Genomic DNA, 13513 nt, shown 5'->3' with positions numbered 1-13513 from the left:
TAAACGCCCATGGCAGCATTTAAAATCGTATCTGAATTTACGCCCTGCGGCGACCAGCCCCAGGCCATCGAACATATCAGCGACCAGTTGGCCAAAGGCCGAAAGAGCCAGGTCCTGTTAGGCGTCACCGGCTCGGGCAAGACCTTTACCGTGGCCAACATTATCGCCCGGGAGGGGCGTCCGGCGCTGATCCTGGCGCCCAACAAAACCCTGGCGGCCCAGTTGTACAACGAATTTCGCCAGCTGTTTCCGGAAAATGCGGTCGAATATTTCGTCAGCTACTACGATTATTATCAGCCGGAAGCCTACATTCCCACCACGGACACGTATATTCAGAAAGACTCGTCGATCAACGAGATGATCGACAAGATGCGCCACTCCGCCACGCGCAACGTGCTGTCACGAACCGATGTGATCGTGGTGGCCAGCGTATCCTGCATCTATGGGCTGGGGGCACCTGAAGATTATCTGTCCATGCGCATCGAGCTTTCCGCGGATATGGAATTGCCGCGCGAGCGTCTTCTATATCAGCTGGTTTCCATCCATTACCAGCGCAACGATATGGATTTTCACCGGGGGGTGTTCCGGGTGCGTGGGGACCGGGTAGAGATCTTTCCGGCTTATGAAGAGGATGTGGCTGTTCGCATCGACTATTTCGGCGATGACATCGAGACCATTCAGACCTTTGACCCGCTTAAAGGGACCACGCTGCAGACCCTCGATCAGATATCCATTTTCCCGGCCAGCCATTATGTGACCCAGAAGGCCACCCTTCAGCGCGCCACCCGGACCATTGTCCAGGAGCTCAAAGACCGCGTTGAATTTTTTCGTCAGGAGAACAAACTCATCGAGGCCCAGCGCATCGATGAACGCACCCTGTTTGATCTGGAGATGATCCAGGAAATCGGCTACTGCAACGGCATCGAAAATTACTCCAGGCATCTGACCGGCCGATTGGCCGGCCAGCCGCCGCCCACGCTGCTGGATTACTTCCCCAAAGATTTTATCGTTTTCGTCGACGAAAGCCATATCGCCATCCCCCAGATCCAGGCCATGTACAAAGGCGATCGTTCGCGCAAGCAGACATTGGTCAATTACGGATTCCGCTTGCCTTCGGCACTGGACAACCGGCCGCTCAAGTTTGAGGAATGGTGCTCGCGCGTTCACCAGATCGTTTATGTGTCGGCCACCCCGGCGGCCTATGAACTGTCCGAGAGCCATGGACATGTGGTGGAGCAGATCGTCAGACCCACCGGGCTTCTGGATCCCATCGTGCATGTGCGCAGTGCCCGCAATCAGGTGGACGACCTGTTTGAAGAGATTCGTCAGCGTCAACAGCGTGGGGAGCGCATCCTGGTCACCACCATGACCAAACGCATGGCCGAAGATCTCACCGAGTATTACACCGACATGGGGCTGGCGGTGCGCTACCTGCATTCTGACATTTCCACCATGGAGCGCATGGACATCATTCGTGATCTGCGCGTGGGCAAATTCGACGCCTTGATTGGTATCAACCTGTTGCGGGAGGGGCTGGACATTCCCGAAGTATCCCTTGTGGCGATTCTGGATGCGGACAAGGAGGGTTTTCTGCGCTCCACCCGGTCATTGATCCAGACCTTTGGCCGGGCTGCCAGAAACAGCAATGGAACGGTGGTACTCTACGCCGACCAGGTTACGGCATCCATGCGGCAGGCCATGGAGGAGACCGAAAGGCGACGGGAAATTCAGCAGCGCTATAACGAGACCCATCACATCATTCCCACAACCATTCGCAAGACCATTACCGATATTTTCGACATGGCCTATACCGCATCGGATGAACAAATGCAGACCGACACCGTGGCCGAGGTGACGGCCGACTTTGAGAGCGAGGCGGACCTGGAGGCCATGATCCGTGATCTGGAAGCACACATGCAGGATGCAGCCAAAGAACTGGCCTTTGAAAAAGCCGCCGAGTTCCGTGATCGCATTAAAGCACTTCGAAAACGCATGCTTTTTGAATCCTGATCTGACGATTTCCCATATCTCTCCATAGGTTTTGCTATGGCACCCGATTCAGACAAGCCGGATCCATTGATTCAGATGGCCGAAACCATCAAACAGATTACCGAAAAGCCTGGTGTCTACATCATGAAAGATGAAAGCGGACAGGTCATCTATGTGGGCAAGGCGATTAACCTGCGCAAACGGGTCGCGTCCTATTTTCAGCGCCAGGACACCCATAGTGCCAAGACCGCCTTGATGGTCACCCGCGTAGCTGACATTGAAACGGTCGTCACCGCCTCGGAAAAAGAGGCCCTGATCTTAGAGTCCAGCCTGATCAAACGGCACCGGCCACGTTTCAACGTCGTTCTAAAGGACGACAAACGCTACCCGTCGATTCGTATCAACGTCAAGGCGGCGTATCCAAAAATCGAAATCGTTCGCAAAACCCCCAAAGATGGGGCCGTTTATTTCGGGCCTTTTACCTCGGCCCACGGTGTGCGCCAGACCGTCAAAATGATCAACAAGACCTTTCCGCTTCGAAAATGCAGCGACCGATCCATGGGGCACCGGACCCGGCCCTGCATTCATTATCAGATGAAGCAGTGCCTGGCGCCATGTTGCCTGGATGTGAACGCAGACGATTACAAGGCCATCGTCAAAGAAGTGATCCTTTTTCTAAAAGGCCGAACGCCCGAGTTGATCAAACGCATCCAGCGCCAGATGCAAAAAGCCGCCGAGCGTCTGGATTTTGAAATGGCCGCGGCACTGCGGGACCGGATGCAGGCGCTTGAAAAAACATTGGAACGGCAGGTCACGGTGACGACCGACTTTTTGGATCGGGACGTGATCGGCATCAGCGGAAACATCGATTTCAGGGTATTGTCGGTAATGACTTTAAGGCGGGGATTTTTGCAGGGCATTCGTCATTTCGAAATGACCCAGGTGCCGTCCGAACCCGCAGAACTGGTGGCTCAGTTTTTAGGGCAGTACTATGAGAAGGTCCATGATATCCCGATTGAAGTCCTGGTGCCTATCCTGCCGGACAATGCCGCGCTGATGGAGGAGACGTTATCCGAATGGAAAGGCAGGCGGGTGAAAATCCGGCAACCGATAAAGGGCGAGAAACGACGCCTGCTTGAGATGGCCCAGACCAACGCGGCCAACACACTTCGGGAAAAAATTCAAAGAATCTCACAGGATGCCGACATTCTGGAAGGGTTAAAGCGACGGCTGCACATGGACCGGCTGCCCCAACGGATTGAATGCTTTGACAACTCCAACCTGGCCGGCACCCATCCAGTGGCGGCGATGGTTGTCTTTGAGCACGGACGCCCCTATAAAAACGGATACCGCCGGTTTTCCATCCGTACGGTGGCCGCTCCGGATGATTATGCGACCATGGCTGAAGTGCTTACCCGGCGTTTTAAAAAGATCAATGCGGCCAACCCGGAGCCGGATCTTTTATTGGTGGACGGCGGCAAGGGCCAACTGGGAATCGCCATCAGCGTATTGACCGATCTGGGGCTTTCCGGGCAGTTCAGTGTCGCCGGCATTGCCAAGAAAGATGTGCAGCGGGGGGAAACCGATGATAAAATTTATTTGCCCAATCGGGCCAATCCCGTTAATCTGGGACGAGATGGACGGCTGCTTTTACTGTTGCAGCAAATTCGGGACGAGGCCCATCGGTTTGCCATCACGTTTCAGCGGAAAACACGGGGTCGGGCCATGGTGGGATCTCAGCTGGACTGTATCGCCGGGGTTGGCCCCAAACGCAAAGCCCTGCTCCTGAAGCACTTCGGTGGCATTAAAAAGATCCGGGCAGCCACTGCCCAAGAGATCAGCGAACTGCCCGGTATTACGGTTTCATTGGCCCAAGCTATTAAACAGGCGTTGACTTGACTTAAGCCATTGAGCGTTTAACATCGTGTCCATCCAGTAATGGATGGGTGTTATCCTAATTTGGCCAGGGTTTCCTTCAATCCCTGCACGGCATCGGCCGATTTCATCAAGGCGGCCTTTTCGTCTTCGGTGAGCGTGATTTCGATGACCTGTTCGATACCGTCTTTGCCCAGTTTTACCGGCACGCCGATGAACAGTTCATTGAGTCCGTATTCACCCGTCAGATAGGCGGCACAGGGCAGAATTTTTTTCTTGTCCTTGATGATGGATTCGGCCATTTCCACGGCTGAAGAGGCCGGGGCATAGTAGGCGCTGCCGGTTTTCAGCAGCCCGACGATTTCAGCACCGCCGTTGGCCGTGCGATCGACCAATGCGTCAATGCGATCCTTGGAGATCAGCTCGGTAATGGGAATACCAGCAACGGTCGAGTAGCGGGGCAGGGGAACCATGGTGTCGCCGTGGCCACCCAGAACGAAAGCGTGCGTATTTTCCACGGAAACGTTCAATTCCATGGCGATAAACGCCCGAAAGCGAGCGGAATCCAGCACTCCTGCCATCCCGATTACACGGTTTTTGGGAAATCCCGATGCCTCCAGGGCCACATGGCACATGGCATCCAGCGGATTGCTGACAATGATAAGAATCGTGTTGGGAGAGTATTTGACGATCTGTTCGGTAACGCTTTTGATGATACCCGCGTTGGTGCTGATCAGATCATCCCGGCTCATGCCCGGTTTGCGGGGAATACCGGCAGTGATAATCACGATATCAGAATCCGCAGTCGCTTCGTAACTATTGGTACCGGTTATCTTCGCGTCATGTTTTTCAACCGGTGCGGCTTCGGTCAGATCCAATGATTTGCCCTGGGGCACACCCTCAACGATATCGACGAGAACGACATCGCACAGTTCTTTCTCAGCCAGCCGTTGGGCGGCGGTGGCGCCAACATTACCCGCGCCGACAACTGTAACCTTTTTGTCCATAATTTGCTCCTTTTTGGGTTGATGGGTTATTGTGTCGAATTTTTTTAAAACGGCTGAAAAAGGTGAAGAGGTCTTGATAACATACCATCGGTCAATGTCAATATGTTTGTTTTATAAATAGTTAGTTCTCAAATGTTGACAATAAAAGGGCAAACAGGATAAAACATCTTGTGATGGCAAAATATTAGGTTCATTGGGAATCATTCCATATCGAATCCCGATCAACCGAAAAAAATGCCTTGATCAACCAGCGGCATTCACGCAACATGCATAAACGATCAAAAATAACAGGATCGTGAATGGATATTAGGCTCCAAATCAAATCTCTTTTAAATGAAGCTGAATTGTATCGTGCTCAAGGACTTTTCGCCGATGCAAAACAAAAATACACCGCAGCTTCAGAAATTATTAATAATATAAATAATTTGAAAAATAAAGAGGGCTTGATCAAGGCCATTTCAGAAAAAATCCAATCTCTTGAAGAAAAAACCGAGAAAGCCCAGACCGGACCGGCATCCCCTGAATTGTCTGAAAAGGGCCAGGACTTGATTAAAAACCTTTTTGGCGAGAATGACTTACAAAAAGCAGTGGCCCTGGCCAGATTCGGGCAGTTCGAACGATCCATTGTTGAGCTGCAGGCCATTTTAAAAGATGATACCTACCGGCTGGAAGCGGCAAGGAATATCATCCGCTGTAAGATGGCCATGGGCACGGCGGATGATGCCATTGACCAGTACAACCAATGGTTTTCAAGCGATCTTTTTTCCACCGGCGAAATGGAATCCATCCGGGCCTATCTCCAACCCATTCTGGAAAAACGGGGCATCGAAAAAACACTTCCCGCTCCTGTGGTTGAAGGCGAAGCGGATACGACACAAAGCGGTGGTATCGAATTCAGTATGCCTGATGAGCCCGAAGAAGAAATTCTGGAAATCACATCCATTGGGATCACTTTCTCCAGCGGCCCGCATATGGGGAGGATGGTTGAAATTGATGTGAACTTTCAATCCGGTGATTTGCTGAGCATGATCATTCCAAAAAACGATAAAGGAATGATTGAGGATTTGAAAAATGGAGACACGCTTGAAGATATTCAGTTTTACTCACCCATTGCGATGTTCAGCGGAACGGCCGTAGTTGCGAACAAGACCCAGATTGATAGTGGTCCGAAACGGGGAGATTTCTGCCTTGATCTAAAAATTTCAAGCACTTGATACCCCTTGCAACGGTCTTTGTCGTGTTGACATATACTTTCTTGAAGCGCTCATATCATTCATCAGTGAAGGATAATTCTATATGGCTATTTTTAACCTGAAAAAAAAGGAAATCGAGTGCAAAATCGTTTACTATGGTGCAGGGCGTTGCGGGAAAACAACGAATCTTGAATACATCTTCAAGTCTTACAAAAAGCAGGTTACCGGTGAGATGGTCTCCATCAATACCGAGGGCGACCGAACCTTGTTTTTTGATTTTCTACCCATGGGGCTGGGGAAAATCAAAGGCTGTGATGTTCGAGTTCAGTTGTATACGGTACCCGGCCAGGTAAAATACGGTTCAACGCGCAAACTGGTCTTAAGGGGGGTCGATGGTATCATTTTCGTTGCCGACTCTCTGGAAGTTCGACGCGAAAAAAATATGCTGTCATTAAAAGATCTGCAAGCCAATCTCAAGGAATACGGAAAAAGCATATTCAAAGTGCCACTGGTGATTCAGCACAATAAAAGGGATCTGGCTGACGAAGGTATTCCGCTGATGTCTATTGAGCAGATGGAAAGAGACCTCAACCGGCAACTGAAGGTTCCATCATTTCCCGGAAGTGCGGTCAAAGGTGACGGGGTGGGCATAACACTCAAGACCTGCTTAATGGAAACCTTGAAATCCTTACAAAAAGAATTTCAGTGGGCCAAATAGGGGATCATATTTCCTATGAATGAAAGCGTGGTGCTATCGGGAAGCTTGGGTTTCCTGTCCTTAGGTGATATCATTCAGCTTCTTGGGTCAAGCGGTAGTACAGGCGTTCTTCGGCTGATCAACCGTTACGCCCCAGTGCCTGCCTTTGTCTACTTCATTGATGGAAACCCCATAAATGCACAAAATGACACGGTAGAGGGGATCGAGGCGCTTTATTCTCTTTTCGGATGGCTTTCCGGATCCTTTGAATTTACCCGTGAAGCCGTATTTGCCGAAAAACGCATTGCCAAAAGCCGCATGGGAATAGTGCTGGAAGGGATGCGGCTTGTGGACGACGGACAGACGCCAATCATTGGCCCAACGGCCAATGCCGATACCAAAATCAACGAATTAAAGGCGTCTATATCCAAAACCCCGGTCCTAAAAGGTCCCCTTGTGGACTACATGTATGTCGTCGATGAGGAAGATTTTTTCGATGGTGAATATATCGTTGAAGAGGGCAAGCACGGCAGCTGGATATGGGTCATCCTAGAGGGGGTTGTTGATATTGTCAAAGAGACCGACGCCGGGGAGATTCCTATTATTCGCATTGGTGATGGTTCCTTTGTGGGCAGCATGGCATCCTTTTTGTTGCAGGGGCACATCCGCACAGCAACAGCCATAGCGGTCGGCAATGTCCAACTGGGCGTTTTGGATTCCCAACGGTTGGCCCAGGAATATGCGGCCATGTCAATGGAATTTCGAGCCTATCTGACCAGTTTGGACAAACGCATCAAACAGCTTACCGATCGTGTCGTTGAATATAATGATGGAAATGTTCAACCCTTAGACATTCTAAAAGACAAAAAGGTCCTCATTCCCCAAGCCAAGATGAAAGAAGAGCAGCTTTATATCATCAAGCAGGGACGCGCATCGGTCGTTCGCAGAACCCCAAACGGCCCGGTACTGCTTTGCCACCTCTACAAAGGAGACTATTTCGGTAGTGTGCCTTTTCTCAATTCGGGCCTGGAACCCGAAGGTGCATCCATTTACGGGTCGGATAATATAAAAGTTTCCAAAGTTCAGGCGGTATCACTGCAAAAAGAATATAATCGCCTCTCAACAACATTTAAGAACATCGTTGATAATTTAGCGACCAGCATCTCGGTTACCTCGGATATTGTCTGCAATTCCTTGAAAGCAAAGAAGGCGACGGCTACCGATTCAACTTTATCAGTCCGACAAGGCGTCTGATCGTTTGGTAACGGTTTAACATCGTCAACCTCTTCCATTGGAACAAGGGTGAATGTCCATGAACGAAAAACGCAAATATTCCAGGGTAGACTCGATCTATTTACTTAACTATGAGCACATAGACAAAAATAATAATGACTCTGTAACGCAGGGCATGGGACGCACCATCAACGTATCCGAATCCGGGATCATGCTGGAAACGCATATTCCGTTCAATGAGAATGATATAGTAAAAGTTGTCGTTGGACTCAAAGAAGATATGGTCACCATTCGCGGGAAGGTCGTGTTTAATCGGCCTACACAAACCGGTCGGTTCCAATCCGGCATTGAGTTCCTTTCCATTGATGACAGCTCCCTGAAAACCCTACGACGCTACATTAATGCATTTAATGCCATGTCCCCCTCCAGCGACACCTGATATGTGTGGGCAATCGGGCCCACAACGATAAGGTTGACTACCTGACGACCATTGATGACCAAAGGAAATATTAAAAATGACCCATGCTGTTAGAGAAACGGACTTTTCTTCTCTTAATCTCATGCAACGCGGCAAAGTCCGTGATATGTACGATCTTCAGGATGCCTATCTGATGGTGGCAACCGATCGTATGTCTGCGTTTGATGTTGTTTTGCCTGATCCAATCCCGGACAAAGGCGTTGTGCTGACCCAGATTTCTCTTTTCTGGTTTGAAATAATGGCATCGCTGGTGGACAATCATGTGATCACTGCCGATGTCAACCAGTACCCTGAATCCTGCAAACCATATCAAGTGGATTTGCAGAATCGAAGCATTCTCATTAAAAAAACGCAGCCCCTTCCTGTTGAATGCGTGGTCCGCGGGTACATCACTGGATCGGGTTGGAAATCCTACCAACAGGATGGATCCGTGTGTGGTATTCAGCTGCCCAAGGGGTTGGTGGAGTCTGATCAGCTACCCGAGCCGATATTCACCCCGTCGACAAAAGAAGACCAGGGCAAGCACGACATCAATATCGATTTTGATGAAATGGTCCGCTTGGTCGGTGCATCGGTTGCTGAACAAGCGCGGGATCTGTCTTTGGCGATTTATCGAAAAGGTGCCCAGATTGCAGCTGAAAAAGGGATTTTGATCGCCGACACCAAGTTTGAATTCGGTCTGCTGGATGGTCAGCTGATCTTAATCGACGAGGTGCTGACCCCTGACTCTTCACGGTTCTGGCCAAGAGCCACCTACACACCGGGTGGCTCTCAAAAGAGCTTTGACAAGCAATATTTAAGGGATTACCTCTCGACCCTGGATTGGGATAAAACGGCTCCCGGCCCCACACTTCCCCAAGTCGTCATTGACAATACCCGTGCCAAATACGTTGAGGCGTTGACCCTTTTATCCGGCGACAACCATGGACTATAACGTTCGCCATATTCGCCTGTCCAAGATCAATACCTCCGATCAAACGTTCAGGATTACCACAAACAGCGATTATAGCGATCTAACGCCATCAATCAGCCAGATGGGGGTCTTACAGCCCCCTATGCTGGTTCCCAAGGGAGAGGGGTTCATCGTTGTCAGCGGTTTTCGCCGGATTTCAGTGTGTCAATCGCTTTCCTTGGTGGATATTCCAGCACGGATCATCAATGATCACGCGTCCGGTTTCGACCAGGCCCAAATGGCCATTGCCGACAATGCATTTCAACGCCCGCTCAATACTGTCGAACAATCGCGGGCGCTTGCCTTGATACAGCGATTTGCGCCAGATGAAACGGACTGGCATGCAGCCGCTCGGTTAGTGGGGTTGCCCACCAGCCGAAAGGCTGTGCAGCGTCTGTTGCCCATTGCCGATATGCCGGAATCGCTGCAAATGGCCATCGTCAACGGTAGCATTGCACTGCCGGTCGCCATCTCAATTCGTACCCTGCACCAAGATGATGGCACCGCCTTGTCGTTGCTGTTCCAAAAAATAAACACAGGACTAAACAATCAGCGGGAACTTTTCGAACTCATTGTCGAGACGGCAATCATTAAAGAGATGAGCGTTTCCCGGCTATTGGAACAGCAGGATATCACATCGATTTTTGCAGACGATAACACGCCGATGCCGCAACAGGTACAACGCTTACGGCAGGTGCTCAAACTAATGCGCTATCCGGAATTGAGTAAAGCCGAAGATGCCTTTCACCAGGCATTTAAGGGGCTAAAGGTCGATCCTGCCATTCAACTCCAACCCCCGCGTTTTTTCGAGGGCCAAACCTTTCGCCTGAGCCTCTCGGTTCGCTCTCGTCAACAGCTCAAACGGCTGTTGGCCGATCTTGAAAAAATTGCCGGCGCCACCCAAATCCTACCTGAATAAGTTTGACGGATTCTTAAGCGATTAGCTGTTTGCGTTTAATCGAAAGATCCATGCATCCTAACGGCTAACAGCTATTTGCTGACAGCTTTCTATCACACGCCCATTCACAAAACCAAAAGCCTGCCAATGATTGGGACAAAATTATAAACTATGAACAAATATAACTTGACAAATTAAAGCCATGATATGTATCTTCGTACAGGAACTAAATGGAATTCATAAAATATGGGCATTCAAGAAAGAAGAGAGCGAGAAAGGGAGCGAAGACGGCAGCAGATCATGGTTGCCGCCAAACGCGTCTTTACTGACAAAGGTTTTGGCAAGGCAACCATGGAAGATATTGCTGCCGAGGCAGAACTGAGTCCCGGTACGCTCTACCTCTATTTTAAGAACAAAGATGAACTGTATGCCTCGCTTTCCTTGCGTATTCTCCAATATCTGATGATCCGTCTGGAACATGTCAATGCCGAACCCTTCACGGATGCCAAACAACGGCTGGACAGTCTAAAAGGGGCCATGCTCGATGTGTACGAATTCGACCCGCTGATTCTGCTCAATATGTTCCATATGCAATCCAGTGAATCACTGAAAAACCTCTCCTCCGATCTGCTACAGCAAATAGAAACCCTCAGCCGAAATTCCATGAAAGTCATTGCCAGTATTTTTGAAGATGGCATCCGCAAAAAGCAATTTGTTGACTGCCGTCCGACAGCGGTTGCCGATATTCTGTGGTCCCTTTTTTCAGGCATCGTACTTTGGGAAACAAGCAAAAAGATGATCAACGGCAACACCGACGTACTCAAAGAAACCTTTGACATTGCTTTCGATATTTTTTTTCGCGGAATTTTGCGCCAATAACCGGCGTAAAGCTTATCGGCCGTAGAGATAAAAGGAAAAAACACAACATGGATGAAAGGGGGGATTGTAATCGGGGTAGGATAACTTCTTGTTCATCGTAATTCAAGGACCCACGGGTCCATCCATTTGCTTGGGAAATCAAAAAAAACGCAAGCCAATCGGAAGGACAGAACCCACAACTTTAATCGGAGGATTCGTACCCATGGCAGAAAAAGAAGTTGTCGAAACATCAGAGGCTCAAATTGCCGTTCACTGGCAGGAAGAAGGATACTACTATCCATCAACTGAATTTGTTGCCCAGGCCAACATGACCGACAAGGGAATTTACGAGCGCTTCAGCCTGGACAATTTTCCCAATTGCTACAAGGAATATGCCGATCTCTTAGATTGGTATGAATACTGGGACGATATTTTAGATACCAGCGATGCGCCTTGTTACAAATGGTTCAAGGGCGGCAAGATTAACGCCAGCTACAACTGCATTGACCGCCACCTGAAAGACAACAAGAACAAAACCGCCATCCATTTCGTCCCTGAACCGATGGATGAAAAATACGAGCATATCACCTACCAGGAACTCTATGTTCGGGTTAATGAATTCGCCGCCCTGCTAAAGGATTTTGCCGGCCTGAAACGGGGGGACCGGGTGACCCTGCATATGCCCATGGTACCGGAGCTGCCCATTACCATGTTGGCCTGTGCCCGTCTGGGCGTCATTCATTCCCAGGTGTTCGGTGGCTTCAGCGGAACGGCCTGTGCCGATCGCATCGTCGATTCAGGCAGCAATGTGCTGATCACCATGGACGCCTACTACCGTAGCGGCAGCCTGATCGACCACCGGCAAAATGCGGATATCGCTGTCGAGCACGCCGAAAAGCTCGGCCAAAAGGTGGATAAGGTACTGGTCTGGCAGCGTTATGCCGGCAAATACTCGGCCAAGAAACCCATGGTCGAAGGCCGTGACTTTTTCGTCAACGATCTGCTGAGCAAATACTACGGCGCCCGGGTTGAACCGGAACGCATGAATTCGGAAGATCCGCTGTTTCTCATGTACACCAGCGGCACCACCGGCAAGCCCAAGGGCTGCCAGCACGGTACCGGCGGTTATTTGGCCTATGTCACCGGCACCTCCAAGTTCGTTCAGGATATTCATCCGGAAGATGTGTACTGGTGCATGGCCGACATCGGCTGGATCACCGGTCATTCGTATATCGTCTATGGTCCGCTGGCCAACTGCGCCTCCACGGTAATCTATGAGGGGGTTCCCACCTATCCGGACGCCGGCCGGTCCTGGCGCATTGCCCAGGATCTGGATGTCAATATTTTCCACACCGCACCCACCGCCATCCGCGCCTTAAGAAAAATCGGTCCGGATGAGCCGGCCAAATACAATTACCATTTCAAACACATGACCACGGTTGGCGAGCCCATCGAACCGGAAGTGTGGAAATGGTATCACAAGGAAGTGGGCAAAGGGGAGGCTATTATCGTCGACACCTGGTGGCAAACGGAAACCGGTGGTTTTCTGTGCAGCACCCTGCCGGCCATCACGCCAATGAAACCGGGCAGTGCAGGTCCCGGCATGCCGGGCATCCACCCCATTATCTTTGACGACGAAGGCAATGAAGTCCCCAGAGGCTCCGGCAAGGCCGGCAACATCTGCATCCAGAACCCCTGGCCCGGTATGTTCCAGACCATCTGGGGGGATCGGGATCGGTTCGTGGACACCTACTTTGCCCGGTACTGCAAAGATCCCAACAGCAAGGATTGGCGGGACTGGCCTTATCTGACCGGTGACGCTGCGGTCGAAGCCGAAGACGGATATTACCGTATCCTCGGACGAATCGATGACGTGATCAACGTCTCCGGGCATCGGTTGGGCACCAAGGAAATCGAATCCGCTGCCCTGGTGGTGGGTGAAGTTGCCGAGGCGGCGGTTGTGCCCGTGGCCCACGATATCAAAGGCAAGGAACCGGATCTATATATTTCACTCAAACCCGGATTTGAAGCCAGTGACGCACTGGCAAAAAAGATCTCCGATGCCGTTTGCGAGGAAATCGGCAAGATTGCCAAACCGCGCAAGGTCTGGATTGTCAAGGATATGCCCAAGACCCGTTCGGGAAAGATTATGCGACGGGTGCTGGGCGCACTGTCCAATAAGAGTGACGTTGGCGACGTCATGACGCTGGCCAATCCGGAGATTGTGGAAGAAATAAGGCAAATGGTTCAACAATAAATAAAAAATCCGGCTGGATCGGATCATGGGTCGGTCCGGTCCAGCCACAAAAGGGCCTTGAGAGGAGGTGATGCAA

Annotated in this window: 11 protein-coding genes; 10 read left to right on the top strand and 1 reads right to left on the bottom strand. The window is 50.6% G+C overall.

Annotated features, from left to right (window positions below; genetic code table 11):
• Nucleotides 1–9: 9 nt before the first annotated feature.
• Nucleotides 10–2010, top strand: coding sequence for an excinuclease ABC subunit UvrB (gene uvrB / locus Dvar_RS22410; RefSeq protein ID WP_419655352.1), 2001 nt, complete (start codon nt 10–12; stop codon nt 2008–2010).
• A gap of 36 nt (nt 2011–2046) precedes the next feature.
• Nucleotides 2047–3888: an excinuclease ABC subunit UvrC gene (gene uvrC, locus Dvar_RS22405; RefSeq protein ID WP_419655351.1), complete on the top strand. Its 1842-nt coding sequence runs from the start codon at nt 2047–2049 to the stop codon at nt 3886–3888.
• Nucleotides 3889–3938: 50 nt separating this feature from the next.
• On the opposite strand, the gene mdh is transcribed toward uvrC, so the two are convergent.
• Complete coding sequence (mdh, locus tag Dvar_RS22400; RefSeq protein WP_419655350.1) at nt 3939–4871, bottom strand: malate dehydrogenase; 933 nt, start codon at nt 4869–4871, stop codon at nt 3939–3941.
• A 425-nt stretch (nt 4872–5296) separates the two neighbouring features.
• Here mdh and Dvar_RS22395 point away from each other — a divergent pair, with 425 nt between their 5' ends.
• From Dvar_RS22395 to acs, 8 genes are all read left to right on the top strand, one after another.
• Nucleotides 5297–6085, top strand: a complete 789-nt coding sequence (locus Dvar_RS22395) for a hypothetical protein (RefSeq protein WP_419655349.1) — start codon at nt 5297–5299, stop codon at nt 6083–6085.
• Nucleotides 6086–6167: 82 nt separating this feature from the next.
• Nucleotides 6168–6782, top strand: coding sequence for a GTP-binding protein (locus Dvar_RS22390; protein ID WP_419655348.1), 615 nt, complete (start codon nt 6168–6170; stop codon nt 6780–6782).
• Between the two features lie 15 nt (nt 6783–6797).
• A complete protein-coding gene (locus Dvar_RS22385) occupies nt 6798–8015 on the top strand; it encodes a cyclic nucleotide-binding domain-containing protein (RefSeq protein ID WP_419655347.1) in 1218 nt (405 codons plus the stop codon).
• Nucleotides 8016–8073: 58 nt separating this feature from the next.
• Nucleotides 8074–8433, top strand: a complete 360-nt coding sequence (locus tag Dvar_RS22380; protein ID WP_419655346.1) for a PilZ domain-containing protein — start codon at nt 8074–8076, stop codon at nt 8431–8433.
• Between the two features lie 76 nt (nt 8434–8509).
• Entirely contained in the window at nt 8510–9406 is an 897-nt protein-coding gene (locus Dvar_RS22375; RefSeq protein ID WP_419655345.1) for a phosphoribosylaminoimidazolesuccinocarboxamide synthase, read from the top strand.
• Nucleotides 9396–10343, top strand: coding sequence for a ParB/RepB/Spo0J family partition protein (locus Dvar_RS22370; RefSeq protein ID WP_419655344.1), 948 nt, complete (start codon nt 9396–9398; stop codon nt 10341–10343). The genes Dvar_RS22375 and Dvar_RS22370 overlap by 11 nt, the downstream gene beginning before the upstream one ends.
• Nucleotides 10344–10568: 225 nt before the next feature.
• The gene (locus Dvar_RS22365; protein ID WP_419655343.1) at nt 10569–11201 is read left to right on the top strand and encodes a TetR/AcrR family transcriptional regulator; all 633 of its coding nucleotides are present in this window, start codon (nt 10569–10571) and stop codon (nt 11199–11201) included.
• A gap of 202 nt (nt 11202–11403) precedes the next feature.
• Nucleotides 11404–13437, top strand: a complete 2034-nt coding sequence (acs, locus tag Dvar_RS22360; protein ID WP_419655342.1) for an acetate--CoA ligase — start codon at nt 11404–11406, stop codon at nt 13435–13437.
• The last annotated feature ends 76 nt before the right edge of the window (nt 13438–13513 follow it).

Origin of the sequence: Desulfosarcina variabilis str. Montpellier (assembly GCF_048565275.1) — a bacterium.
In the GTDB taxonomy this organism is placed as follows: domain Bacteria; phylum Desulfobacterota; class Desulfobacteria; order Desulfobacterales; family Desulfosarcinaceae; genus Desulfosarcina; species Desulfosarcina variabilis.
The sequence above is the reverse complement of the archived record's forward strand: the minus strand, read 5'-3'. Positions and strand labels throughout refer to the sequence as shown.